The organism is Pseudactinotalea sp. HY160, from assembly GCF_009372055.1.
Taxonomy (GTDB): Bacteria; Actinomycetota; Actinomycetes; order Actinomycetales; family Beutenbergiaceae; genus HY158.
On record NZ_WHMT01000014.1, the window covers coordinates 1 to 24585 of the forward strand.

24 protein-coding genes are annotated in these 24585 nt (G+C 72.7%); 18 read left to right on the plus strand and 6 right to left on the minus strand.

Going from position 1 to position 24585, the window contains the following annotated elements:
* The first annotated feature begins 893 nt into the window (after positions 1–893).
* The 10 genes from GCG21_RS16765 to GCG21_RS17320 all read left to right on the plus strand — a co-directional run bounded on the left by GCG21_RS16765 (position 894) and on the right by GCG21_RS17320 (position 10583).
* Positions 894–1247 (plus strand): holo-ACP synthase, encoded by a 354-nt coding sequence (locus GCG21_RS16765; protein WP_153878758.1) that lies wholly within the window; start codon positions 894–896, stop codon positions 1245–1247.
* Complete coding sequence (locus GCG21_RS12245; RefSeq protein WP_152909978.1) at positions 1244–3046, plus strand: bifunctional ADP-dependent NAD(P)H-hydrate dehydratase/NAD(P)H-hydrate epimerase; 1803 nt, start codon at positions 1244–1246, stop codon at positions 3044–3046. The genes GCG21_RS16765 and GCG21_RS12245 overlap by 4 nt, the downstream gene beginning before the upstream one ends.
* Before the next feature lie 4 nt (positions 3047–3050).
* On the plus strand, positions 3051–4730 hold the full coding sequence (gene alr / locus GCG21_RS12250) for an alanine racemase (protein WP_194165076.1): 1680 nt from the start codon (positions 3051–3053) through the stop codon (positions 4728–4730).
* Positions 4731–4735: 5 nt separating this feature from the next.
* The gene (gene tsaB / locus GCG21_RS12255; protein ID WP_152909979.1) at positions 4736–5476 is read left to right on the plus strand and encodes a tRNA (adenosine(37)-N6)-threonylcarbamoyltransferase complex dimerization subunit type 1 TsaB; all 741 of its coding nucleotides are present in this window, start codon (positions 4736–4738) and stop codon (positions 5474–5476) included.
* Between the two features lie 2 nt (positions 5477–5478).
* A complete protein-coding gene (gene rimI / locus GCG21_RS12260; protein ID WP_370517492.1) occupies positions 5479–5970 on the plus strand; it encodes a ribosomal protein S18-alanine N-acetyltransferase in 492 nt (163 codons plus the stop codon).
* Positions 5963–6928: a sulfurtransferase gene (locus GCG21_RS12265; protein WP_152909980.1), complete on the plus strand. Its 966-nt coding sequence runs from the start codon at positions 5963–5965 to the stop codon at positions 6926–6928. The genes rimI and GCG21_RS12265 overlap by 8 nt, the downstream gene beginning before the upstream one ends.
* Positions 6925–8013: a tRNA (adenosine(37)-N6)-threonylcarbamoyltransferase complex transferase subunit TsaD gene (gene tsaD, locus GCG21_RS12270; protein ID WP_370517493.1), complete on the plus strand. Its 1089-nt coding sequence runs from the start codon at positions 6925–6927 to the stop codon at positions 8011–8013. The genes GCG21_RS12265 and tsaD overlap by 4 nt, the downstream gene beginning before the upstream one ends.
* 76 nt (positions 8014–8089) lie before the next feature.
* The gene (locus GCG21_RS12275; RefSeq protein ID WP_152909981.1) at positions 8090–9373 is read left to right on the plus strand and encodes a glycoside hydrolase family 3 N-terminal domain-containing protein; all 1284 of its coding nucleotides are present in this window, start codon (positions 8090–8092) and stop codon (positions 9371–9373) included.
* 97 nt (positions 9374–9470) lie between these two features.
* Positions 9471–10148, plus strand: a complete 678-nt coding sequence (locus tag GCG21_RS12280) for a hypothetical protein (protein WP_152909982.1) — start codon at positions 9471–9473, stop codon at positions 10146–10148.
* 3 nt (positions 10149–10151) lie between these two features.
* On the plus strand, positions 10152–10583 hold the full coding sequence (locus GCG21_RS17320; protein ID WP_194165077.1) for a hypothetical protein: 432 nt from the start codon (positions 10152–10154) through the stop codon (positions 10581–10583).
* A gap of 9 nt (positions 10584–10592) precedes the next feature.
* Here GCG21_RS17320 and GCG21_RS12285 read toward each other — a convergent pair whose 3' ends face one another.
* On the minus strand, positions 10593–11738 hold the full coding sequence (locus tag GCG21_RS12285) for a glutamate--cysteine ligase (RefSeq protein ID WP_370517494.1): 1146 nt from the start codon (positions 11736–11738) through the stop codon (positions 10593–10595).
* A 71-nt stretch (positions 11739–11809) separates the two neighbouring features.
* Here GCG21_RS12285 and GCG21_RS12290 point away from each other — a divergent pair, with 71 nt between their 5' ends.
* Genes GCG21_RS12290 through GCG21_RS12300 form a run of 3 tightly spaced genes read left to right on the plus strand, consistent with a single transcriptional unit; the run spans position 11810 to position 12899 of the window.
* Positions 11810–12292, plus strand: coding sequence for a GNAT family N-acetyltransferase (locus GCG21_RS12290; protein WP_152909983.1), 483 nt, complete (start codon positions 11810–11812; stop codon positions 12290–12292).
* Positions 12293–12344: 52 nt separating this feature from the next.
* A complete protein-coding gene (locus tag GCG21_RS12295) occupies positions 12345–12623 on the plus strand; it encodes a type II toxin-antitoxin system Phd/YefM family antitoxin (RefSeq protein ID WP_152909984.1) in 279 nt (92 codons plus the stop codon).
* Between the two features lie 6 nt (positions 12624–12629).
* Positions 12630–12899 (plus strand): type II toxin-antitoxin system RelE/ParE family toxin, encoded by a 270-nt coding sequence (locus GCG21_RS12300; protein ID WP_152909985.1) that lies wholly within the window; start codon positions 12630–12632, stop codon positions 12897–12899.
* 34 nt (positions 12900–12933) lie between these two features.
* Here the strand turns inward: GCG21_RS12300 and GCG21_RS12305 are convergent, their stop codons facing one another.
* The 3 genes from GCG21_RS12305 to GCG21_RS12310 are packed head-to-tail and all read right to left on the minus strand — an operon-like array spanning position 12934 to position 14958.
* On the minus strand, positions 12934–14139 hold the full coding sequence (locus tag GCG21_RS12305; protein ID WP_370517495.1) for an SAM-dependent methyltransferase: 1206 nt from the start codon (positions 14137–14139) through the stop codon (positions 12934–12936).
* A 4-nt stretch (positions 14140–14143) separates the two neighbouring features.
* On the minus strand, positions 14144–14305 hold the full coding sequence (locus tag GCG21_RS16315) for a hypothetical protein (RefSeq protein WP_153878740.1): 162 nt from the start codon (positions 14303–14305) through the stop codon (positions 14144–14146).
* Complete coding sequence (locus GCG21_RS12310) at positions 14302–14958, minus strand: DsbA family protein (RefSeq protein ID WP_152909986.1); 657 nt, start codon at positions 14956–14958, stop codon at positions 14302–14304. Before GCG21_RS12310 ends, GCG21_RS16315 begins: the two co-directional genes overlap by 4 nt.
* 227 nt (positions 14959–15185) lie before the next feature.
* On the opposite strand from GCG21_RS12310, the gene groES reads away from it, so the two are divergent.
* Positions 15186–15482: a co-chaperone GroES gene (groES, locus tag GCG21_RS12315; protein ID WP_153878739.1), complete on the plus strand. Its 297-nt coding sequence runs from the start codon at positions 15186–15188 to the stop codon at positions 15480–15482.
* Positions 15483–15549: 67 nt separating this feature from the next.
* On the opposite strand, the gene GCG21_RS12320 is transcribed toward groES, so the two are convergent.
* Entirely contained in the window at positions 15550–16236 is a 687-nt protein-coding gene (locus tag GCG21_RS12320) for a hypothetical protein (RefSeq protein WP_152909988.1), read from the minus strand.
* 129 nt (positions 16237–16365) lie between these two features.
* On the opposite strand from GCG21_RS12320, the gene guaB reads away from it, so the two are divergent.
* The 4 genes from guaB (at position 16366) to GCG21_RS12340 (ending at position 23368) form a co-directional block, all read left to right on the plus strand.
* Positions 16366–17865, plus strand: a complete 1500-nt coding sequence (gene guaB, locus GCG21_RS12325; protein ID WP_228759960.1) for an IMP dehydrogenase — start codon at positions 16366–16368, stop codon at positions 17863–17865.
* A gap of 166 nt (positions 17866–18031) precedes the next feature.
* Complete coding sequence (locus GCG21_RS12330; RefSeq protein WP_370517496.1) at positions 18032–19156, plus strand: GuaB3 family IMP dehydrogenase-related protein; 1125 nt, start codon at positions 18032–18034, stop codon at positions 19154–19156.
* Positions 19157–19165: 9 nt separating this feature from the next.
* Positions 19166–20236, plus strand: a complete 1071-nt coding sequence (locus tag GCG21_RS12335) for a PLP-dependent cysteine synthase family protein (protein ID WP_370517497.1) — start codon at positions 19166–19168, stop codon at positions 20234–20236.
* Positions 20237–20305: 69 nt separating this feature from the next.
* Positions 20306–23368, plus strand: coding sequence for a glycine--tRNA ligase (locus GCG21_RS12340; RefSeq protein WP_370517498.1), 3063 nt, complete (start codon positions 20306–20308; stop codon positions 23366–23368).
* Positions 23369–23456: 88 nt separating this feature from the next.
* Here GCG21_RS12340 and GCG21_RS12345 read toward each other — a convergent pair whose 3' ends face one another.
* Positions 23457–24386 carry a type IV toxin-antitoxin system AbiEi family antitoxin domain-containing protein gene (locus GCG21_RS12345; RefSeq protein ID WP_152909991.1) on the minus strand — a complete coding sequence of 310 codons (930 nt, stop codon included), beginning with the start codon at positions 24384–24386 and terminating at the stop codon, positions 23457–23459.
* Positions 24387–24585 lie beyond the last annotated feature (199 nt).

Sequence of the window (24585 nt, forward strand, 5' to 3'; positions counted from 1 at the left end):
ACTTGCGATAGCCCACCTGCAACGACCCACGCCGGAACTGCGGAACCGCGGCCATACGGTCCAGCACCAGCGAACGCAGCTCCTCGAGCTCGCCCACCGCCATCGTCGAGTAGTCCTTGTCCATCACACACCCTCCAATGCTGATTATGCCATCCACAATCAGAGTAGAGGCTGACCAGCACAAACCCATCAGCGACACGTCCACGACTCACACCCGGGGACAGGGGACCGCGGGGCAGTCGGATCCTCACGAGCGGGAGGGCCGGCGCGCCGACCCTCCCGAGAATCACGGGGAATCCGCGTGGCGTTGCGCGGAGGCGCGCGGGGTTACGCGCGAGGCGCCGACGTCGCGGGGAATCGCGCAGACTGCATGCGAGCCCATGCAGGCCCATGCGGGCCGATGCGGGTCCATGCGAACCCATGCGGGTCCAAACGGATCCACGCGGATTCACGGGAGCGGGCGGGTCGAGACACCCGGAGACACGCGGGGAGAGCGGGGGAGTGGTGACGGTCGAACCCGGGTGCGATGAGAACGTGATCGGCGCGGTGTGCAGCACGGGGCCACGAGCGGGTACGACGATCGGATGAGACGGCCCGGTGGAAGCACGGCCCGGGGGAAGCACGACGCGATGGAAGCACGGCGCGGTGGAAACGCGGGGAAACTCGGCGCTGTCAGGCGGGAGCGGGTCCGGGTATGCCGGGAGCTCGATGTCGTGGCGGCCGGCTCGCCGCGCTGGAGGTCTCGGACCGCGCAGTCTCCCACCGCACCGGCTCGCGGCGCGCCCCAACCGCCCCCGAACTGCGCCCGAACCGCCTCCGACCTTCATGGGGTGCCGCGGACCCGACCGGGTAGCGTGGGGCACGCGGCCGATGGGCTGCCGGGAGGAGCTGCCGTGATCATCGGTGTGGGCATCGACGTCGTCGACGTCAACAGGTTCCTGAGCGCGCTCGGCCGCGCCCCTGACCTCCGCGAGCGCCTGTTCACCCCGCCCGAACGCCACCTCGCGCCCGCCTCGCTCGCGGCCCGCTTCGCCGCCAAGGAGGCGATCGCCAAGGCCCTCGGCTCGCCCGGGGGCATGAACTGGCAGGACTGCACCGTGCACCGCACGCCGGGTGGCCCGCCGCGGATCGAGATCGTGGGCACCGTGCTCGCGGTCGCCGACCGCCTCGGCGTCACCGGCTGGCACCTGTCGATCTCGCACGACGCGGGCATCGCCTCGGCCTTCGCCGTCGCGGAGGGGGGATGAGCGCCGTGCCCGGGTCGAGTAGGCCCGTGGCCGCCTATGCGGCCGAGCACGTCCGAGCCGCCGAGGCCCCGTTGCTGGCCGCCGGCGTGCCGCTCATGCGCCGAGCGGCCGCCGCGCTCGCGGAGACGGTCCGCGCCGAACTCCCGCCCGGGACGGGCGTGCTCGTCATCGCCGGCCGCGGCAACAACGGTGGCGACGGCCTGTTCGCGGCCGCCGAGCTCGCGCGCGCGGGCATCGCCGTGACCGTCGCGCTCGCCCAGCCGATCGAGCCTACGGACGACGCAGCTCACCGGCCGATGTCCGTCGCCGAACCCGGGCCCGGGCAGGGGCTCGCTGCGGCCCGCCGCGAGGGGGCGGTGATCGTCCCCCTCTGGTACACGGGCGAGACGCTCCCCGGCACACTCGATCCGGCCGATCAGGCCGACCCGGCCGCCCCGGACGGGGCGGGGTCCCCCCGCTGGTCCGCCCTCGATGAGGCCGCGGCCGGTGCCGCGGTGTGGATCGACGCGCTCACCGGGCTCGGCCTGCGTCCGCCGCTGCGAGGCCGGCTCGGCGACCTCCTCGAGCACCTGCTCGCCCTGCGCCGCCGGCACCGCCCGATCGTGGTGGCCGCCGACCTTCCCTCCGGCATGGCGGCCGACTCCGGCGCGCTCACCGGCCCGGTGCTGCCGGCCGACGTCACCGTCACGTTCGGGTGCGCGAAGCCCGCCCTGCTCTTGCCTCCCGCCTGCCACGCCGCGGGCCGCATCGAGGTGGTGGACCTGGGCCTGACCGAGGAACTCTCGGCCCTGCCCGTGGCCGTACGCCGCCTCGACGGCGCCCGGCTCGGCGCGGAGTGGCCCGCCCCCGGCCCGGGCGACCACAAGTACACCCGAGGCGTCGTCGGCGTCATCGCGGGCTCGGCCACGTACCCGGGCGCCGCCGTGCTGTGCACCGGCGCCGCGATCCGCGCCGGGGCGGGCATGGTCCGCTACCTCGGGTCGGCCAGCGCGGCGGTGCTCGCCGCCCGGCCGGAGGCCGTCACCGCGCCCGGGCGCGTGCAGTCCTGGGTCATCGGCCCCGGCCTGCCCGGCCTGGGCAATGAGTCGGGCGACCTCGGCGACCCTGGGAACCCCGCCGATCCCGACATGGCCGCCGCCCTGCGTGCCGCGACCGAGGCGATCGCCGCCGGCGCGGCCCTCGTGCTCGACGCCGGCGGGCTCGACCTGCTCACCCCGGGGGAGGCGAGCGCGGAGGGTGAGACGGCCCGGCGCACCCGGATCGGCGGGCGCATCCTGCACGACCGGGTCCTGCTCACCCCGCACGCGGGCGAGCTCGCCCGCCTGCTCACCCGCTTCGGCGTCGAGGCCGGCCGCGAGCAGATCGAGGCCGACCCGGCCCACTGGGCCGCCAGGGCCGCCGAGGCGACCGGCGCCACGGTGCTGCTCAAGGGGGCCGTGACGCTCGTGGCCGCCCCGGCCGCCCCGGCCCCCGGCGCGGGCGGTGCAGCGAGCACGATCCCCCTCTACTCCCAGGCGGACGGCACCCCCTGGCTCGCAACCGCCGGCAGCGGCGACGTGCTCGCCGGGATCCTCGGCACCGCGCTCGCCCAGTTGCCGCCCGGCAGCGCCGCGGCGGCCACGGCCCGGGCGTCCGCGATGGCGGCGGCGATCCACGGCCGCGCCGGCGTGCTGGCCGGCGCGCGCCACGACGGCGGCCCGATCGCCGCCGCCGACATCGTCGGCGCCGTGCCCTGTGCCATCGGTGCCGTGTTGCGCCTCGCGCGCGGGGAATCGTCGGGCGGGGTCCTGGCAGACTAGGGGCGTGAGCTACCCCGGGTACACCGCAGCCGCCCACGTCGACCTGGGCGCGATCCGGAGCAATATCCGCCGCATCCGTTCACTCGCCGCCCCCGCCGAGGTCATGGCCGTGGTCAAGGCCGACGCCTACGGGCACGGCCTCGTGCCGGTGGCGCGCGCGGCCCGGCAGGCCGGGGCCACGTGGCTCGGCGTCGCCCAGCTCGCCGAGGCCCTGCGGCTGCGGGAGGCCGGGCTGGAGGGGCGGATCCTCGCCTGGCTCTGGACCCCCGGAAGCGACCTGCTCGCCGACTGCCTCGCCGCCGACATCGACCTGTCCGTGCCGGACGTGCGCGCGCTCGCGGAGGTCGCCGGCCACGTCCGGGCGCGCACGGCCGCCGGCGGCTCCGACCGTCCGGCCCGGATCCACCTCGAGGTGGACACCGGCATGGGGCGCACCGGCCTCGTGCTCGAGGAGTTCGGCAGCCTCATCACCGCCGCCCGCGCCGCCGAGGACGCGGGCGAGGTGCGCATCGTCGGAGTGTGGACCCACCTCGCGCGCGCCGACGAGACCGGCGACGCGGACGCCGTGCGCTTCACCGACCGGCAGTACGAACGGTTCGCGTCCGCATGCGCCGCGCTCGCGGCGGCCGGAGCCCGGCTCGAGGTGAGGCATATCGCGAACTCGGCGGGCGTCGTCACCACGCGTGAGCCCTACGACCTCGTGCGTGCCGGCCTCATCACCTACGGGATCTCGCCGCTTGCGGACGAGACCCCGGCCGACCTCGGGCTGCGGCCCGCGCTCCGGCTCACCGCGCCGCTGGCCATGGTCAAGCACCTGCCGGCCGGGCACGGCGTCTCCTACGGGGGCACGTACGTCACGGCCGCCGACACCCGGATCGGGGTCGTGCCGCTCGGCTACGGGGACGGCATCCCGCGGCACGGTTCGAACGTCGCGCCCGTGCTCGTCGCGGGGGAGCGGCGCACCATCGCCGGGCGCGTGTGCATGGACCAGTTCATGGTCGACCTGGGCGGCTCGGGACACGTGGATGCGGCGGCCGGCACCGAGGCCGTGCTCCTCGGCGACGCGCTCCGCGGGGAGCCGACCCCGCGCGAGTGGGCCGATGCGATCGGTACGATCGACTACGAGATCGTGACCAGGCTCGGCGCGCGCATCCCACGGATCTACACCGGCGACGACGAAGGGACCACCCCGCCCATGCTCACCATCCCCCTCCCCGACGCCGCGGCGACGACCGCGCTGGGCATCCGGCTCGCACCCCACCTGCGCGCGGGCGACCTCGTGGTGCTCACCGGCGGACTCGGTGCGGGCAAGACCACCCTGACCCAGGGCCTCGGCGCCGCCCTCGAGGTCGAGGGCCAGGTCGCCTCCCCGACCTTCATCATCGCCCGGGAGCACCCCGGCCCGCGGGTCGGCCTCGTGCACGTGGACGCCTACCGGCTCACGTCGCTCGCGGAGGTCGACCAGCTCGACCTCGACGCCTCCCTCGAGGACTCGGTCACCGTGGTCGAATGGGGCGAGGGCCTCGTGGAGGACCTGGCCGAGAGCCGCCTCGAGATCGCGCTCACCCGGCCCCGGGGGGACGCCGCCGACCTCGTGCGCACCGCCCGGATCGAGGCGTTCGGCCCCCGCTGGGCCGGCGAGGACTGGTCCGACCTGGCGGCGCCCCGGCCGGACGTAGACTGACGACCATGCTTCTGTGCCTGGACACCTCGCACGGCGCCGCCGTCGCGCTCATCGACCACGGAGCCGACGGGGCCTCGTCGCACAGACCGCCGACCGTGCTCGCCCGCGGCGCCGGCGACGATCCCCGCCGCCACACCGAGGTGCTCGCCCCGCTCATCGAGGCCGTCCTCGACGAGGGGCTCGAGCGGGCCGGGCGCACCCGGGCCGACCTCACGGGCCTCGTCGTGGGCACCGGGCCGGCCCCGTTCACGGGGCTGCGGGTCGGGCTCGTGACCGCCCGCACCCTCGCCGCCGCCCTCGGACTGCCCGGCTACGGTGTGAGCGCACTCGACGCCCTCGCCCGGCAGGCCTTCGACGCGGCCGGTGAGGACCCGGTCGACACCGTGCTCGTGGCCGCCGACGCGCGCCGCAAGGAGGTCTACTGGGCCCGCTACGCCCCGGCCGGCGATGACGACGTGCGCCTCCTCGAGGGCCCGGCCGTCGACCGTCCCGCGGACCTGGTCGCCCGCGTCCGGGAGAACGGGGACGTGCCCGTGACCGGGCGCGGCGCCGACCTCTACCCCGCCGAGCTCGGGCCCCTCGCCGCGCCGGACACGATTCTGCGGGCCAGTGCCGCCGTCGACCCGGCCGTGCTCGGGCGCCTCGCCCTCGCCCGGGAGCGGGCCGGCACGGCGCAGCCGACGACGCCGCTGTACCTGCGTCGTCCCGACATCCACACCTCGAGCGGGCGCAAGCGCGCGAGCTGAGCGTGACCGACGACGGCGGGCGCCTGCGCCCCCTCACCCCGGCCGATGCCGGCGCGCTCGCCGCGATCGACGAGGCCCTGTTCGGGCCGGGCGCGTGGACCCGGGCGATGATCGCCGAGGAGCTCACGGCCCCGGCCCGCCACTACGCCGGCATCGACACGGACGGCGGCCTCGTGGGCTACGCCGGCATCGCGCTCGCCGAGACGAGCCAGATCATGACGATCGGCGTGCTCACCGGCCATCAGGGCCGCGGCTGGGGCGCCCGGCTGCTGACCGATCTGATCGACGCCGCCCGGGCGGCGCGCTCGCGGGACGTGATCCTCGAGGTGCGGGCGAACGCGCCGGTGCCGCAGCGGCTCTACCGCCGCTTCGGTTTCACCCCCATCGGGGTGCGCCCGCGCTACTATCGGCCCGAAGGGGTCGACGCGATCGTCATGCGACTGCCACTGCGGTCCTCGCCCGGCCCGATCGGCTCGGAGGTTGTCGATGCGTGATCAGGTGTTCGTGACGGCCGAGGCGCTCGCGGGCGAACTGCGCGGGACCCGCCCGCCCGTGCTCCTGGACGTGCGCTGGGCCCTCGGCGAACCGGACGGCTACGCCGCCTACCGCGCCGGGCACCTGCCGGGGGCCGCCTACGTGGACCTCGAGACCCAGCTCGCCGACCCCGCCGACCCCCGCCGCGGGCGGCACCCGCTGCCCACGCTCGAACGCCTGCAGGAGGCCGCGCGGTTCTGGGGAGTGAACGACGGCGACGCCGTGGTCTGCTACGACGATTCCGGCGGCGCCGCGGCGGCCCGGGCCTGGTGGCTGCTGCGCTGGGCCGGAATGACCGACGTGCGGATCCTCGACGGCGGCCTGCGCGCCTGGTCCGGCCACGGGGCGCTCGAGGTGTTCGAGCCGAAGGTGCGTGAGATCGCCCGGGAGCACAAGTCCCGCCGGGGCACCGTGACGTTCACGGCCGAGCACCTGCCCGTCCTCACGGCCGACGAGGTGGACGCCTTCGACGGGGTGCTCATCGACGCCCGCGCGGCCGCGCGCTACCGCGGCGACGTCGAGCCGCTCGACCCCCGCGCCGGGCACATCCCCGGCGCCGTCAACGTGCCCTACACCGAGAACCTGCGCCCGGACGGCGGCCTGCGCCGGGTCGACGAGCTCGCCCGCAGCTACGTCGCCGCCGGGGTTCCGGTGCCCTCGACCCTGCGGCTGCCCGCCGTGGACCTGCCGGTCGGGTGGCGCCCGCGGCTGTGGTCGGACGCCGCCGACGCCCCGAAGGTCGGGGTGTACTGCGGCTCCGGGGTGACCGCCACCCACGACATCGCCGTGCTCGCCTCCCTCGGCGTCGAGGCCGCCCTGTACCCGGGGTCGTGGTCGCAGTGGTCGGCCGATTCGGCCCGCCCGGTCGCCACCGGCACGCACGCGCCCGCCGCCCGAGCGACTACCCTGAACGGGTGACTGACACACCCCTCGTACTCGGAATCGAGACCTCCTGCGACGAGACGGGGATCGCGATCGCCCGCGGCAACGACCTGCTCGCCGACGTCACGGCCTCCTCGATGGACTCCCACGCCCGCTTCGGCGGCATCGTTCCCGAGGTCGCCAGCCGGGCCCACCTCGAGGCCTTCGGGCCCACGCTCGCCGAGGCCCTCGACCGCGCCGGGGTCACCCTGGCCGATCTCGACGGCATCGCCGTGACCTGCGGGCCCGGGCTCATCGGCTCCCTCACCGTGGGCGCCGCGGCCGCGAAGGCGCTCGCGGTCGGCACCGGCCTGCCGCTGTACGGGGTGAACCACGTGATCGGGCACATCGCCGTGGACGCCCTCGTGCACGGGGACTTCCCGGCGGAGTTCCTGGGCCTGGTGGTCTCCGGCGGGCACTCTTCGCTGCTGCACGTGCGCGATATCGCAACCGACGTGACCGAGCTCGGCCAGACCCTCGACGACGCCGCCGGGGAGGCCTTCGACAAGGTGGGCCGCCTCCTCGGCCTGCCGTATCCGGGCGGCCCGCACGTGGACCGGCTCGCCCGCGACGGCGACCCGACCGCGTTCGACTTCCCGCGCGGCCTGAGCAAAGGCAAGGAGAAGAACCGGTACCCGTACGACTTCTCGTTCTCCGGATTGAAGACGGCGGTCGCGCGCGTGATCGAGGCGCATGAGGATCGCGCTGAGGTGCTTCCCGCCGCGGACGTCGCCGCCTCCTTCGCCGCGGCCGTCGCCGACGTGCTCGTGGCCAAGACGCTGCGCGGGGCGCAGGCACTCGGGATCGACACCGTGGTCATCGGCGGCGGATTCTCCGCGAACTCCCAGCTGCGCGACCTCGCCGCCGAGCGGTTCGCCGCCGCCGGCATCGAGGTGCGCATCCCCCCGATCAAGTTCTGCACCGACAACGGGGCGATGATCGCCGCGCTCGGCACGGCTGTCATGGCCGCCGGGGTGGCGCCCTCCCCGCTCGGGATCACCGTGAACTCGCAGCTGCCGCTCACGACCATCGTCGACCACGCGCCCTACGAGCCGCCCGCCTCGACGGGCGACGCGGCCTGACGTGCCCCGCTTCGGCGTATGGACGGCGCAGCGTGCGCGCCGTCGTCGGCGCGCCCGGGCCGGTGGCCGCCTCGCGGTGACCGCGGTACTCACGGCGTTCGCGCTCGCGGCGTGCACCTCGCCCACGGGCACCCCGGGTAGCACGGGTACCCCGGGGCCGGGTGAGTCCGCTACGAACGGGGGCGCCGCGACGTCGTCCTCACCCACGCCGACCACGCCGCCGCCGCCACCGCCGCTCGCGTGGGGGCCGACCGAGGCGGACGTGCAGGGCTGGATCGACGAGGCCGCCGGCCTCGACCTGGCGGAGGCGGCCGGGCAGGTGATCATCGCCCGCTACTCCGGCACGGACCCGGCCACCCCCGCCGACCTGGTGCGCAAGCTCGACCTCGGCGGGATCGTGCTCTTCGCCGGCAACATCGCTTCTCTCGATCAGGTGATCGCGACGGGCGAGGCGATCCAGGCGGCCGGGGAGGACCTGGGGCGCGACTGGCCCACGATCGTCTCCGCCGACGACGAGGGCGGGCGGGTGCAGCGCCTGTCCGGGGCGCGCGGCCCGTGGACGACGTTCCCGAGCTTCTCCCATGCCGGCGACGCGCCCGCGAAGGTCGTGCGCGAGGCGATGGCCGCGATGGCGATCGAGCAGCGCGCCAGCGGGCTCAACACGGACTTCGCGCCGGACGCGGACGTGACCATCGGACCCGCGGACCCGACGATCGGGGACAGGTCGGCGAGCGAGGACCCGGACAAGGCGGCCGCGGCCGTGACCGCCGCGGTCGAAGGGTTCACCGCGGGCGGCGTCCTCTCGAGCCTCAAGCACTTCCCCGGGCACGGCGCGCTCACGGTCGACTCCCACAAGGCGCTGCCCGTGCAGGAGGACACGACCGCCGAGCTCGAGAAGCGCGACCTCGTGCCGTTCCGAGCCGGGATCGAGGCGGGCGCCCCGATGGTCATGATGGGCCATATCGACGTGGAGGCGTGGGATCCGGGCGTGCCGGCGTCGATGTCGGGCGCCGCCTACGACTACCTGCGGGAGGAGTTGGGCTTCACCGGCGTCGCGATCACCGACGGCCTGGAGATGGGGGCGCTCGATGCGATCGGCGACGCCGGCGACATCGCGGTGACCGCCATCGGCGCGGGCGCCGATCTGCTCCTCGGCCCCACCGACCCGGCGCTCGCCCGGCAGGCGCTCATCGACGCCGTCGAGGCGGGCACCCTCGACCGGGACCGGCTGAACGAGGCCGCCGGGCGGGTCATGGCGATGATGGACTGGCAGACCCACCTCGCGAGCGAGGCCGGCCCGGTGAGCCCGAGCGATGTCGGGTCGGCCAAGGAGGCCGCCGCGGCGTTGGCGGGTTACTGAGGGTCGGCGCCACCGAGGCTCGGCGCGACGGGCCTCGAGCGGTCCACATGGCCGGTCAATCCAAGAATTCGATCGAGTCCGGTGAGAGACTGCGCTCATGAGCGAATCGGTCGCCCTCCTGGAACGGGAGGTGTACACGGAGGCGGATGCCGCGCGCCTCCTGCGGGTGCCGCAGGCGACGCTGCACTACTGGCTCGAAGGCCGATCGAGCCGGGGTGAGAGGTACCTTCCGATCCTGCGTGTCGAGGCGACGGGGCGGCGAACAGTGACGTGGGCGGAGTTCGTCGAGGCGGGACTGCTTCGGCAGTATCGGCGCACGCTCAAGGTGTCGATGGCCGAACTGCGACGATTCATCGAGATCCTTCGCGATGGGTCCGGCGTGCCGTATCCGCTCGCAACGGCTCGACCGTGGGCGGCCGAGGGGCAGCTCATCATCGAGGCACAGGACCAGGCAGGCCTGCCGGCCGACTTCTGGCTCTACGCCCCCTCGAGTGGACAGAGGCTTCTCCTTCCACCGGCGGACGACTTCCTTCATCGGGCCGAGTTCGACGGCGACGTGGTGAGTCGATGGCGCGTCGATCCCGAATCCGGATCGCCGGTCCGGCTGAATCCCGATCAGAGGTTCGGCCAGCCATCGGTCGGCGGCATCAGCACGAGCGTCCTTTGGGAGTACTCGCAGGACGGCTATGCCAACAGTGAGATTGCGGAGGATTTCGGCCTGAGCGACTCCGATGTCTCATGGGCGGTCGCATTCGAGTCGAGCCTGGTCGCGTGAGACATGAAGCCGGCCGTCGTGCGCTTCTACTTCGACGCCGATCTGTTGGGGCTCGCTCATGTGATCTGTCGAATTCGCCCGGACTGTACATTCCCAGGTGACCCCGGGGCGCGGATCCAAGGTCGAGAGCGTGGGCCATGCGTCGTCACCGACCCTGGCTCCCTGGACCCGGAGTGGATCCCACTCGTCTCGGAACGGGGATGGGTGATCGTCACGAGGGATCGACACATCGCGAGGCGTCCACTCGAACGCGCCAGCGTCCGTGACAACAAGGCGCGACTCATCGCCATCTCCGGGCGCGAGGGCACAAGCAAGTGGAATCAACTTGAGATCTTCATGCGCCAGTGGCGATCTATCGATGCATTGACGGCGAGGCCGGGCCCATTCATCGTCGCAGCCACCCGATCGCGTCTTGCTCAGGTCGATCTGGCCTGACGGCGCGCTTCACGTAGCCGGCAGCGCCCGGCCCGCCCTGAACTCGGCGACCGCGTGCGCGACCACCGCGTCGAGCGCGCCGCCGTGCGCCGCGGCCACGGCGCGCTGACGCTGGTAGGAGGCGCCGCCGTCCAGAATCTCGAGCACCCCGGCGAGCTCGTCGGCGCAGCCCAGGTCCTCGGCGACGGGCGCGAGCTGCTCCACGAGGCGACGCACGGCGTCGGTCACGAGCTCTTCGTTGCCGTCCTCGTCGAGGATGATGATCGCCTCGAGCCCGTAGCGGGCGGCCCGCCACTTGTTCTCGGCGAGGAACCAGGAGGAGATCCGCGGCAGCTCCTCCCCGGCGTCGAGCCGGCGGGAGAGCCACTCCACGAGGCAGTGGGTCAGGGCCACGACCGCTGCGAGTTCGCCGGCGTTGGTGATCCCGTCGAAGATGCGCAGCTCGATCGTGCCGAACGTGGGGGAGGGCCGGATGTCCCAGCGCACCTCGTCCACCTCCTCGATCACGCCGGTGTGGAGCATGTCGCCGACGTAGCGCTCGAACTTCTCCCAGGAGTCCACCTCGGTGTAGGGCAGCCCGGCGGTGGGCAGCTGCTGGAAGAGCAGGGCCCGGTTCGAGGCGTAGCCGGTGTCGCGCCCGTCCCAGTAGGGGGAGCTCGCCGACAGGGCGAGCAGGTGCGGGTAGTAGGTGAGCAGCGCCCCGAGGATCGGGAACACCTTCTCCCGCGATTCGATCCCCACGTGCACGTGCACCCCGTAGATGAGCATCTGCCGGCCCCAGAACTGGGTGCGGTCGATCAGGGTGGCGTAGCGGGACTTGTTCGTCACCTTCTGCGATCCCCAGTGCGCGAACGGGTGCGTGCCCGCGCACATGAGCTCCACCCGCAGCGGGGCGCCGAGCTCCTCCACCTGCCGGATCGAGGCCTGCAGGTCGGCCATCGCCTCGCCCGTGCTGCGGCACACCCGCGAGACCACCTCGACCGTGTTGACCATGAGCTCCTGGCGGATCGTCGGATGCTGGGAGCCGTCGGGGGAGACGGCGTCGAGGATCGTCTGGGCGACCTGGCGCAGGTCGCCGGAGTCGACGTCGACGAGCGCGAGCTCCCATTCCACGCCGAGGGTGGAACGGTCCGAGGGGGCGAACGGGATGGCCACGGGTCCATCGTGGCACCGCGGGCGGGCAGGGCGCGAATCCGCGCGGTCGCCGTCTCCTCTACCCTGGGGGCATGACTGCTGCGCGGATCCGGGTCGCCCACGCCGGCGATGCGGACGACCTGCACGCACTCCATCTCGCCTGCTGGCGCGAGGCGTTCTCCGAGCAGCTGTCGCCGGAGGTGTTCGAGCGGCAGGAACGGGAGGGGCTCGCGGCCTGGCGGGAGGCGCTCGTCGACCCCCGCGGCATCTGGATCGCGCATCGGGACGGCGCCCCCGTCGGCCTCGCACGCGCCGTCGCCGCCGGGCCCGGGCACGTGCGTCCGCTCGAACTGGCGAAGCTGTACGTGCTCGCGAGCGAGTACGGCGCCGGCACGGCCGACAACCTGCTCGAGATCTCGATCGGGGATGCCCCCTGCCTCACCTGGGCCGCCGGCTTCAACCTCCGTGCCCAGCGCTTCTACACCAAGCACGGCTTCCGGATCGACGATTCGGTGCAGGCCCACCGGGCCGCCCCCGAGTGGGGCGAAATCGCCCTGCTACGGATGATCCGCTGAACACCTCTATTCAGGTCTGGCCAAGATCTTGAAGCAGACCTACACTCGTGTCATGGAGACGATGTCGATCAGTGCGGCCAAGGCCCGGCTCAACGACCTGGTCGAGCAGGCTGTCACGACACACGAGCGCGTGATGATCACGAGGAATGGTTCCCCGGCAGCGGTGATGGTCTCTGCAGACGAATGGGACGCCATCCAGGAGACCTTGTTCTGGCTCTCTCGGGCCGGCGTCGCCGACGATGTCGCGCGCGGGCGCAGCGAAGACGAGGCCGGTCAGACATTTTCCGAGACCGACGTACGCGCTCGGCTCGGCCGGCCCGCTCGCGGGTGAGCCCGGATGTCGTGTGAGGTCCGCCTGACCTCGGCGGCTGTGCGCGACATCGAACGAATCTCGCCACGCTACATCGATGCTGTACTCACCTTCATCTATGGTCCGCTCGCCGAGAATCCGCGCCGAGTCGGCAAGGAGTTGCGACGTGAGTTCGCCGGGTTGCAGAGCGCTCGGCGGGGGGACTACCGCGTCCTGTACGAGATCCGTGATTCCGAACCGCCCGAGGTGCTCGTGCACAGAATCGATCACCGAGCCCACGTCTACCGCCCGCGGTAACTCACCGCCCGCGTCCGAATGATCAGCCGGCCGCTCACGTCAGCGGCTCGACCACGAGCACGCTCTGCGCCCCGGCCACGCGGGTGAGCACGATCGTCGCCTCGCCGGGCCCCTTGAGCTGGAGCTGCGGGCGCAGGGCCTCCGGCGTGACCGCGGTGCCGCGCTTCTTGATCGTCAGTCGGCCCACGCCGCGCTCGCGCAGGTAGGCGCGCAGTCGCTTGAGCCCGAATCCGAACGAGTCGAGCACCCGGTAGCCGGTCGCGAACGGGGAGGCCGCGGCGTGATCGGTCGTGATGTAGGCGATCGAGGGGTCCACGAGCCGGCCGTCGAGCTCGGCGCACACGAGGCTGAGCAGCCCGGAGCGGATGACCGCGCCGTCCGGCTCGTACAGGTAATGCCCCAGCGGGCCGGTCGGGGCCGTGGCCGCGGGTGCGTCGGCGTCGCCGCGCCACGTCAGGTGGTGGCTCGTGCGCCGGCCCTGCGCATCGGTCCCCAGCACGAGCGCGCTGCGCCCCGAACCCTCGCCGGCGAGCGGGCCGAACCACAGGCCGGCCTCGACCACGGAGCCGTCGATGCCGATCCACTCGGCGTGGGTCTCGCTCGGAAGCGCCGAATACGGCACCCCGGGCCCGACCTTCACCCCGAGCGGGCGGCGGTGACGCAACTCGAGCACGGCGTCGAGGTTCGGGGAGTAGGAGGCCGGGTCGAACACCCGGGTGCCGCGGCGGGTGCGCCGGGCCGGATCCATGAACACGGCATCGAGGCCGTCGAGGTCGGTGGCGAGCGCGTCGCCGTGGCGCACGCGGGCCTCGGGGAAGGGCCGCAGGTTGACCGCGGCGATCCGGGCGGTCAGCTCGTCCAGCTCGACCGCGAGCACCCCGAGCCCCAGCGCCGCCAGCGCGAGCGCGTCGCCGCCGATGCCGCAGCCGAGGTCGCCCACCCGGGACATCTCGGCCCGCGCGAACCGCCGGGCGTGGCGGGCCGCGATCTCCAGCCGCGTCGCCTGTTCGAGGCCGTCGGGGGTGAAGAGCATGGACCCGGCGAACTCCCCGAACTTCGCCGCGGCCTTGGCCCGCAGCCGCGACTGGGTCAGGGCGGCCGCCACGAGGTCGGCGTCCATCCCCTGGGCGCGCAGCGCCGAGCCGAGCTGGAGCGCCTGCGCCTCGTCGTACGGGGGCAGGCCGCCCAGGAAGGCCCACCCGTCCGGGGTCAGTAGGAGGTCGAGTCCGCGGGTGTCCACGGGGTCAATCCTGCCAGGGGGTCGAACCTACGGACGGCGCCCGGGCGTCGTCCGTAGGCTTCTCGCCGTTCTCATCGGGAGGGAGTGCGGCCTCGCCCGGCAGCGCGCATGCGCCGCCGACGCAGGCCGCGCCCTCGTCGGCGCCGATCATCGTGAACTCGCTCACGACTCCTCGGCCGCCTGGCGCAGGGCGGAGACGAACACGTCGGGGCGCTGCGCCCCGGAGACCCCGTAGCGGCCGTCGATGACGTAGAACGGCACGCCGGAGATGCGGAAGGCGCGCGCCTGGGCGATATCGGCCTGCACGGCGGCGCGGTGGCGGTGATCGGTCAGCGCGGCGAGCGCCTCGGCGCGGTCGAGGCCGATCTCGGCGGCGAGGTCGGCGAGCTCGGCGGCCTCACCGAGGTGGCGCCCCTCGGTGAAGTAGGCGCGCAGGAGCCGCTCCGTGCACTCGGCCTGCAGGTCGTGCTCCTTCGCGAAGTGGAGCAGCTCGTGGGCGAGCAGCGTGTTCGTGTGCCGGAGCGAGGCGAAGTCGTACACGAGGCCCTCGGTGGCCGCGAGCTCGGTCATCTGGGCGAGCATCTCCTCGACCTGCGCGGCCGGCAGGCCCTTGTGCGCGGCGAGGAAGTCGACCTCGGAGCCCTCGAAGTCGACCGGGGTGTCCGGGGAGAGCTCGAAGGAGTGGTAGGTCACGTTCACCGTCGGGGCGTCGGGGGCCGAGCCGAACGTGGCGAGAGCCTTCTCGAACCGGCGCTTGCCGATATAGCACCAGGGGCAGGCGATGTCCGACCAGATGTCGACCGTGATGGGGTGGCTCATGTGCTCGTCAACCTCGGGGCGGGGGCGCCTATTCCGGCCGCTCCGAGTCCGTCTTAGCACTCGCCTTGACCGAGTGCTAAGAACTGTCTAAATTGAGCAGTGGGACTTCGCGAGAAGTCACGCAGGTCACGCCTCCAGCGTTGCTCGACCCCCGCGACGGCGGGTGACGCATCCGGCGTTGCCCTACTGTCCTGTTCAGTTTCTTGAATGCGAAGGGGAGGTCCGCAGTGTCGGTCTCCATCAAGCCGCTCGAAGACCGGATCGTCATCAAGACGCTCGAGGCCGAGCAGACCACTGCGTCCGGATTGGTTATCCCGGACACCGCCAAGGAAAAGCCGCAGGAGGGCGAGGTCGTCGCGACCGGTCCCGGCCGCGTGGACGACAACGGCAACCGGATCCCGGTGGACGTTGCCGTCGGCGACGTCGTCATCTACTCCAAGTACGGCGGCACCGAGGTCAAGTACGCGGGTGAGGAGTACCTCATCCTCTCGGCGCGCGACGTGCTCGCGGTCGTCGAGAAGTAACTCGCACCACGGCATCACGAAGGACCCCGGCCGCTCGGCCGGGGTCCTTCGCCGTTGGCCGGAGACCTCAGGGGGAGAAGGCGGTCACCTCGGCGACGGCGCCGTCCGACATGTGCACGGTGAGGTCGATCGTCGCATCGTCGGGTGTGACGCCCGGCCACCAGGCGGCGTAGAAGCCGTGCTCGACGGTCGCGGTGATCGTCTCCGGGGGCTCGTCGAGGGCGCCGGGGTCCAGGTCCGGGCCACGCTCATGGATCTCGATCCCGGTGACCTTCTCCCCGACCCGGCCGACGAGGGTCGTCAGAGCGTCCTCGCCCGTGCCGCCGGTGTGCAGGACGAGGGTGGCGACCTCCCGGGGCTCGAGGGAGGCGGGCGGCGTATCGCGGCTGAATCCGCCTGCGGCCAGGACCTCCCCCTCGGGTCCGAGGCACAGGTCGAGGCCAGCGGGGTACTCGACGAGCAGGAACAGGACGGCGCCGCGTTGCTCGGCGATCGGGATCGACGACGGCGTGACGCCGCCCCGGTCGCCCCCGGCCGCGCACTCGTGTGCCGCCGCGAGCGCGTCCTGTGACAGGACCGGCTCCGGCTGCGGCGTCCAGGACGCGAAGGCGGACTGGGGCGATCGGGTCGACTGGAACGAGAGGTAGGCGGCCGCGGCCGCGGCGAGCACCACGACGATGACACTCACCGTCACCTGCCGGCGCCGGCGCAGCCTCGCCTGCTCGGGGGTCCGGTGACCATCGTGTCCGGGCATCGGTCGCCTCCAGGACGTGGGGTGCATGGGCCCTCCACGGTAGGCGGGAACGGGCCGACTGGTCCAGGGGAGCGGGAGGCGGGCGGGCGTCGTCCCGGCGCTGACGACCCCACGGTTACACTGGCGAACGTGACTGCCGATCCCTTCGCATTTGTTGGACTGACCTACGACGACGTGCTGCTGCTGCCGGGGGAGACGGACGTCATCCCGAGCGAGGCGGACACCACGAGCCGCCTCACCCGCGAGATCGACGTGGCCGTGCCGCTGCTGTCGGCCGCGATGGACACCGTGACCGAGTCGCGGATGGCGATTGCGATGGCCCGCCAGGGCGGCATCGGTATCCTGCACCGCAACCTGCCGATCGCCGATCAGGCCGCCCAGGTCGACGTGGTCAAGCGCTCCGAGTCGGGCATGATCACCTCCCCGGTCACGGTCGGGCCCGAGGCGACGCTCGCCGAACTCGACGAGCTGTGCGGCCTCTACCGGGTCTCCGGGCTGCCGGTGGTCGACGACGCGGGCGTGCTGCTCGGCATCATCACCAACCGCGACCTGCGGTTCGTGCCCCGCGGCGACTACGCCCGCCTCACCGTGCGCGAGACGATGACGGCGATGCCGCTCATCACGGGCCACGTGGGCATCGAGCAGGACGACGCCGCCGCGATCCTCGCCAAGCACAAGGTGGAGAAGCTCCCCCTCGTCGACGACGCGGGCACCCTGCGCGGGCTCATCACGGTCAAGGACTTCGTCAAGTCCGAGCAGTACCCGCTCGCGACCAAGGACTCCGAGGGCCGGCTCATGGTCGGGGCCGCCGTCGGCTTCTTCGGCGACGCCTGGGACCGGGTGAGCGCGCTCGTCGAGGCGGAGGTCGACGTCATCATCGTCGACACCGCGAACGGCCACGCCCGGCTCATGCTCGACATGGTGCGCCGGCTCAAGTCCGACCCGGCCACGAGGCACGTGCAGGTCGTCGGCGGAAACGTCGCCACCCGCGCGGGCTCGCAGGCGATGGTCGACGCGGGCGTGGACGCCGTCAAGGTCGGCGTCGGGCCGGGCTCGATCTGCACCACCCGCGTGGTCGCCGGCGTCGGCGTGCCGCAGGTGACGGCCGTGTACGAGGCCGCCCTCGCCGCCCGCCCGGCCGGGGTGCCCGTGATTGCGGACGGCGGACTCCAGTATTCGGGTGACATCGCCAAGGCGCTGGTCGCCGGGGCGAGCACGGTCATGGTCGGCGGGCTCATCGCCGGCTGCGACGAGTCCCCGGGCGACCTCGTGTACGTCAACGGCAAGCAGTTCAAGCAGTACCGCGGCATGGCCTCCCTCGGTGCGATGCAGTCCCGCGGGGATCGGCGCTCCTTCTCCAAGGACCGCTACTTCCAGGGCGATCTGAACGACGACGAGATCATCACCGAGGGCATCGAGGGCCGCGTGGCCGCGAAGGGCTCCCTCTCCCAGGTCGTGCACCAGCTCGTGGGCGGGCTGCACCAGTCGATGTTCTACGTCGGCGCCCGCACGATCCCGGATCTGCAGGAGCGCGGCAAGTTCGTGCGGATCACCGCCGCCGGGCTCAAGGAGTCCCACCCCCACGACGTTCAGATGATCTCCGAGGCCCCGAACTACGCGAGCCGGTAGGCGCCGCCGCCGTCGAACGGTGGATCTGGCCCCCGGACCGGTCGAATCAGGGGCCTAAGCCACCGTTCGGTCCGTGTCGGGACCTCGGCGACCTGTGTCGTCTCACATGCGCGCAGGCGAGCGCAACGGGACTCGACGATTCCCGATCCCCGGTAGCCTGATGCCCGTGAGCAACGAGATCGAGATCGGCCGAGGCAAGCGGGGACGCCGCGCCTACTCCTTCGACGACATCGCGGTGGTGCCCTCCCGGCGCACGCGCGACCCGGAGGAGGTCTCCGTCGGCTGGCAGATCGACGCCTATTACATGGATATCCCGGTCATGGCCGCCCCGATGGACTCGGTTATGAGCCCGGCCACCGCGATCACGCTCGGCAAGCTCGGCGGCATCGGCGTGCTCGACCTCGAGGGGCTGTGGACCCGCTACGAGGATCCCGAGCCCGTGCTCGCCGAGATCGCCGAACTCACCCCCGAGGCGGCCACCGCCCGGATGCAGGAGCTGTACGCGGCCCCGATCATCCCCGAGCTCATCACGAGCCGGCTCTCCGAGATCCGTGCGGCCGGCGTCACCGTGGCCGGCGCCCTGAGCCCGCAGCGCACCCAGGAGCACTGGCGCACCGTGGTGAGCGCGGGCGTCGACCTGTTCGTCATCCGCGGCACCACGGTCTCGGCCGAGCACGTCTCCTCCCACGCCGAGCCCCTCAACCTCAAGCGGTTCATCTACGAGCTCGACGTGCCCGTGATCGTCGGCGGGGCGGCCACCTACACGGCCGCGCTCCACCTCATGCGCACCGGCGCGGCGGGCGTGCTCGTCGGCTTCGGCGGCGGCGCAGCGCACACGACGCGCCTCTCGCTTGGCATCCACGCCCCGATGGCCTCGGCCGTGGCCGATGTGGCCGCGGCCCGGCGCGACTACCTCGACGAGTCCGGCGGCCGGTACGTGCACATCATCGCCGACGGCGGCGTCGGCCGCTCCGGCGACCTCGTCAAGGCGGTCGCGTGTGGGGCGGACGCCGTCATGCTCGGCGCCGCGCTCGCCCGCGCCGACGAGGCCCCCGGCCGCGGCTGGCACTGGGGCAGCGAGGCGCACCACCCGACGTTGCCGCGCGGGGAGCGCGTGCACGTGGGCACGGTCGGCACCCTCGAGCAGATCCTGCTCGGTCCCGGCGGTCAGGCCCAGGGCACGGTCAACCTCATCGGGGCGCTGCGCCGCGCGATGGCCACGACCGGCTACTCCGACCTCAAGGAGTTCCAGCGGGTCGAGGTCGTGGTCTCCCCCTACACGCCCCGCTGACTCGTGGCCGTGAGCACCGTCGCCGATCGGCGCACCTGGACCACCTGGGCGCTGAGCCGGCTCGACGCCGAGGCCACCCGGTGCGGCGAGACCCCGCTGCTGCAGTTCCCACTGCCCGTGGACTGGGGGATCGACCTCTACCTCAAGGACGAGTCGAAACAGCCCACCGGCAGCCTCAAGCACCGCCTCGCCCGGGCCCTGTTCATGTACGCCCTGTGCAACGGCCGACTCGAGCCGGGTCGGCGGGTCATCGAGGCCTCGAGCGGGTCGACCGCCGTGAGCGAGGCGTATTTCGCCCAGCTGCTCGGACTGCCGTTCGTGGCTGTCATGCCCCGGGGCACGAGCCGGGCGAAGATCGATCGGATCGTCGCATACGGCGGCACCTGCCACCTCGTGGACGACCCGAGAACGATCTATGCCGAGTCCGAACGCCTCGCGCTCGAGACCGGCGGGCTCTACCTCGACCAGTTCACCTACGCCGAACGCGCCTCGGACTGGACCGGCCCACTGAACATCGCCGCCGGCGTGCTCGACCAGCTGAGCAAGGAGCGCCACCCGGTGCCCCGGTGGGTGAGCATCGGCGCCGGCACCGGCGGCACGTCGGCGACCTTCGGGCGCTACCTGCGGCTCGCGGGCTACGACACCGCGGTGTGCGTCGCCGACCCCGAGGGCTCGGCCTACGCCTGCGCCTGGGAGACCGGCGACCTCACGACCACGGCGACCGGCTCCCGGATCGAGGGGATCGGCCGGCCCCGCGTCGAGGCCTCCTTCATCCCCGAGCTCGTGGACTCGGTCGTGCGCGTGCCGGACGGGGCGAGCATCGCCGCGATGCGGTTCCTCTCGGTCCAGCTCGGCCAGCCGGTCGGCGGCTCCACCGGCACCGCGCTGTGGGCGGCGCTGGAGAAGATCACCGCGATGCGCGCGGCCGAGGAGAGGGGGAGCGTGGTGGCGATCATCTGTGACGCCGGCGACCGCTACCTCGACACCTATTACAACGACGCCTGGGTCGCCTCCCAGGGCATCGACCTGGCCCCGTACACGGGCCGGCTGAGCGAGTTCGCGACACCCGCGCGCGGGTGAGCGGGCGCCGTCCATACTCTGAACAGGTGGTTGAACCGAACCGGCTGCGCGGCTCGGTACCCTAGCAGGGTGCTCACCGTTCAAGACGCCCTGCTGACGCTGCAACAATTCTGGACCGATCGCGGTTGCCTCGTGACCCAGCCGTTCAACACGGAGGTCGGTGCGGGCACGATGAACCCCGCGACGATCCTGCGCGTGCTCGGGCCCGAGCCGTGGCACGTGGCCTACGTCGAGCCGAGCGTGCGCCCGGACGACGCCCGCTACGGCCAGAACCCGAACCGGCTCCAGCAGCACACCCAGTTCCAGGTGATCCTCAAGCCGGACCCGGGCAACCCGCAGGAGCTCTACCTCGACTCGCTGCGGGCGCTCGGGATCGACGTCGACGCCCACGACGTGCGCTTCGTCGAGGACAACTGGGCCCAGCCGGCGATCGGCGCGTGGGGCCTCGGCTGGGAGGTGTGGCTCGACGGGCTCGAGATCACCCAGTTCACGTACTTCCAGCAGGTCGGCGGGCAGAACCTCGACCCGGTCTCGGTGGAGATCACCTACGGCGTCGAGCGGATCATGATGGCCCTGCAGGGGGTCACGCACTTCAAGGACATGGTCTATGCCGAGGGCGTGAGCTACGGCGAGATCTTCGCCCAGGGCGAGTACGAGATGTCCCGCTACTACCTCGACGACGCGGACGTGGCCACGAACCAGGAGCTCTTCGCCCGCTATATCGGCGAGGCGGAGCGGATGATCGAGGCGCGCCTGCCCGTGCCCGCGCACACGTACGTGCTCAAGAGCTCGCACGCGTTCAACGTGCTCGACTCGCGCGGCGCGATCTCGACCACCGAGCGGGCGCAGGCGTTCTCGACGATGCGCCGGCTCGCGCGTGAGGTGTCCGCGCTGTGGGTCGCCCGCCGCGAGGAGCTAGGCTTCCCGCTCCTGGACGGCGCGGCGCCCGGGCTGCGCAACGATTCCGTCATGCCGCCGGCCGCCGGCGAGCCGATGGACGGCGATGAGCTCGCCTCCCGTAGCGAGGCCCTGCGGGGCGCGGCCCCGGAGCTGCTGGCGATCGAGATCGGCGTCGAGGAACTGCCGCCGCACGTGCTCGACCAGGCGATCGAGCAGGTGCGCGAGGGGCTGACGAGCAGGCTTGCGGCCTCCCGGCTCGAGCACGGGCCGATCGTCGTGGCGGGCACTCCGCGGCGGATCGTGGCCCGGGTCGCCGCCGTCGCCTCCTACGAGCCGGACGCCGACGAGCTGCGCAAGGGTCCGAAGGTGAGCGCCGCCTACGACGCGGATGGCAACCCGACCAAGCCCGCCCTCGGGTTCGCCCGCGGGCAGGGGGTCGAGGCGGAGGAGCTCGAGCGGGCGGACTTCGGCGGCACGGAGCACGTCGTCGTGCGCCGCAGCCGGCCCGGCCGCAGCGTGCTCGAGGTGGTCGCCGACGCGCTCGGTGAGATCGTCACGGGGCTGCGGGCCGACAAGAACATGCGCTGGGGCGACCCGGAGCTGTCCTACTCCCGGCCGATCCGTTGGCTCGTGGCGCTCTGGGGCGGCGAGGTCGTGCCGACGCACGCCTCGGGTGTGCACTCGGGCCGCACCACCTACCTCGGCCGCACCGACGCCGCCCCGCTCGTGCGGATCGAGACGGCGGCCGACCTGGAGCGGGTGCTGACCGGGCGCGGCTTCGTGCTCGAACCGGAGCGGCGCCGGGCGATCGTGCTCGAGCAGGCCACCGCGCTCGCGGCCGGAGTGGGCGGGCTGATCGACGCCGGCGCCGAGGCCGGGCTGCTCGACGAGATCACGAACCTCGTGGAGGCCCCGCACGGCATCCTCGGCGAGTACGAGGCACGTTACCTCGAGCTGCCCGAGGAGATCCTCACCACGGTCATGCGCAAGCATCAGCGGTACCTGCCGGTGCGTTCCGCCGACGGCGCCCTGCTGCCGTACTTCGTGGCGATCGCGAACGGCGAGTGCGACGAGGACGCCGTGCGGGTCGGGAACGAGAACGTGCTGCGCGCCCGCTACGAGGACGCGGCCTTCTTCTACGATGCCGACCGCGAGGTGGCGCCCGAGGTGTTCCGCGGCCGGCTCGAGCGGCTGACGTTCGAGAACCGGCTCGGGTCCGTGGCCGCCCGTGCGGACCGGATCCGCGACGGCGCCGCGAACCTCGCCACGGTCCTCGACGGGCTGGACGCCCCGCTGAGTGAGACCGATCAGCGGACCCTCGTCGAGGCCGGCCGGCTCGCGAAATTCGACCTCGCCACCCAGATGGTCGTCGAGCTCTCCTCCCTCGCCGGGGTCATGGCACGCGACTACGCCCTCAAGGCGGGCCTGAGCCCCGAGGTCGCCACCGCGCTGTTCGAGATGGAGTTGCCGCGCTCGGCCGGGGACGTGCTGCCGACCTCGGTCCCCGGGGCGCTGCTCTCGCTGGCCGACCGGTTCGACCTGCTCGTGGCCATGTTCGCGATCGGCGCGAAGCCGACGGGGTCCTCCGACCCGTTCGCGCTGCGGCGCGCGGCGCTCGGCGTGGTGAGCGTGCTGCGGATGCACCCGGCGCTCGAGGAGCTCGGCATCGAGTTCGGCGTCGGCATCGCGGCCGCAAGGCTCGAGGAGCAGGGCATCGAGGTGAGCCCGGAGGCTCGCGCGGCCGTCGTCGAGTTCGTGACCGGGCGGTTCGAGCAGCAGCTGCGCGACGAGGGCGTCTCCGCCGAGCACGTGGCGGTCATCACCCCGATGACCAACGAGCCCTTCCGGGCCCAGGCCGTGCTCGATCAGCTCCCGGCGGCCCGCGCGGTCGAGGGTTTCGGCGGCCTCGTGGAGCAGGTGCAGCGGATCACCCGGATCGTGCCCCAGGGCACCGAGGGAGCCTTCGACCGGTCGGTGCTCACCGACGCCGCCGAGCTCGCCCTCGCCGACGCCGTGGCCGACCTGACGGACTTCTCCCGGGCCCCGCTGCCCGAGTGGGCTCGGGTGAGTGTCGACTCCGTGGGGCTGCTCACCCGATTTTTCGACGAGGTGCTCGTCATGGCCGAGGACGATGCGCTCAAGGCCGCCCGGCTCGGGCTGCTGCAGACGATCGTCGACCGGGCCCCCTCCGGGGTCGACTGGCGCGCACTGGATCACGCCCTCGACGGCTGACGCCCGCCGGTAGCCCGCAGGCCTCGTCGAGCGGTGGATCCAGCCCCGTATTCCGGTGAACTCGGTGCCGAATGCACCATTCGACGGTCTAGCGACGCAGCGCGTGGGCGACTTCGTTCGCGATGCGGCGCTCGCGGACGTCCTTGGCCGTGAAGCGGAGGAGGAGGTAGCCGCCGGCCTGGGCGATCGCGTTCTGGCGAGCACGATCCCGAAACAGTGCCTCGGGCCTGGTGTGAATGCTGCGGCCGTCGATCTCCACCACGACCCAGATGCCATCCGTACGGAGCCAGCCGAGGTCCGCGAACGCCATGGGCCATCCCGTCGCATCGAGGATCGGAACCTGAAGTCGCGGCGGGGGCAGGCCGGCATCGAGGCACTGAAGTCGCGCCTTCGTCTCGACTGGGGAACCCGCGCGTCCATCGACGAGGGGCCACCACGGATGCAGCCGCGCCGCTCCCCGCCGACCGCGCACGCCGGTACGGATACGCTCGAGGTCGACCGCGTCGATGAGACCACGGTTCAGGGCCGAGTCGAGCACCGCGACGACGACGTCCCGCGGCCACTCCGGCACCGCTTGGATGAGGGCCGTGACCGGGCTCGCCAACCGACGGCCGTGCAGCTCCACGAGTTCCAGCGGTTTGCTGAAGCGTCGGACCGTCACCCCGGGCGCGCCCGGTGTGTGCATCGCCCCCGGGAGGCAGACTTCGGGTCGCAGCGACGGCGGCAGCCCCCATGCCCCGAGAAGGGCGAGGGCGCAGGCGCCGGCCGCGATGCCGTGCGGGTCGGTCGCGAGCAGCCCCGTCCAGGCCGACCGCAAGCGGGCGTGATCGAAACGGTCCACGCTCTCGGACCCGGCCCGTAGGTCATAGACCCCGGTCGTCACGCGGTGCCACTCGCCGCGTCGAGTCCTCGTCTCGATCTGCCGCTTCGTGATGCCGTACGCGAGCAGCTGCCGCCGACTGACGAGACCGGCCTGGCGACGTGCGGCTGCTGCGAGGATGTCGAGTTGTCGCACCATGATCCAACCGGACCACACGACGGTCCGACGTGTCGGCTCGAGGGTCACGGCTGGTGGATAACGAGGGCCGCTGACTGCTCTGTGGATATGCCGAACGGTGACTTCGGCCCTTCGATCATTGGATATGAGGGCCGGATCCCCCGTTCGACCATGGAGACCGGCCCAGGAGCTCGATGGGATACTGAAGGGGAACCTACAG

What these genes read in the sequence shown, in the direction of transcription:
- GCG21_RS12320 (WP_152909988.1), bottom strand. Translation starts at nt 16,236, where the DNA reads ATGCCCGGACACGATGGTCACCGGACCCCCGAGCAGGCGAGGCTGCGC.
- GCG21_RS12265 (WP_152909980.1), top strand. Translation starts at nt 5,963, where the DNA reads ATGCGTGATCAGGTGTTCGTGACGGCCGAGGCGCTCGCGGGCGAACTG.
- GCG21_RS12345 (WP_152909991.1), bottom strand. Translation starts at nt 24,386, where the DNA reads ATGGTGCGACAACTCGACATCCTCGCAGCAGCCGCACGTCGCCAGGCC.
- GCG21_RS12300 (WP_152909985.1), top strand. Translation starts at nt 12,630, where the DNA reads ATGTCGTGTGAGGTCCGCCTGACCTCGGCGGCTGTGCGCGACATCGAA.
- GCG21_RS12310 (WP_152909986.1), bottom strand. Translation starts at nt 14,958, where the DNA reads ATGAGCCACCCCATCACGGTCGACATCTGGTCGGACATCGCCTGCCCC.
- GCG21_RS12280 (WP_152909982.1), top strand. Translation starts at nt 9,471, where the DNA reads ATGAGCGAATCGGTCGCCCTCCTGGAACGGGAGGTGTACACGGAGGCG.
- tsaB (WP_152909979.1), top strand. Translation starts at nt 4,736, where the DNA reads ATGCTTCTGTGCCTGGACACCTCGCACGGCGCCGCCGTCGCGCTCATC.
- GCG21_RS17320 (WP_194165077.1), top strand. Translation starts at nt 10,152, where the DNA reads ATGAAGCCGGCCGTCGTGCGCTTCTACTTCGACGCCGATCTGTTGGGG.
- GCG21_RS12295 (WP_152909984.1), top strand. Translation starts at nt 12,345, where the DNA reads ATGGAGACGATGTCGATCAGTGCGGCCAAGGCCCGGCTCAACGACCTG.
- GCG21_RS12290 (WP_152909983.1), top strand. Translation starts at nt 11,810, where the DNA reads ATGACTGCTGCGCGGATCCGGGTCGCCCACGCCGGCGATGCGGACGAC.
- GCG21_RS12245 (WP_152909978.1), top strand. Translation starts at nt 1,244, where the DNA reads ATGAGCGCCGTGCCCGGGTCGAGTAGGCCCGTGGCCGCCTATGCGGCC.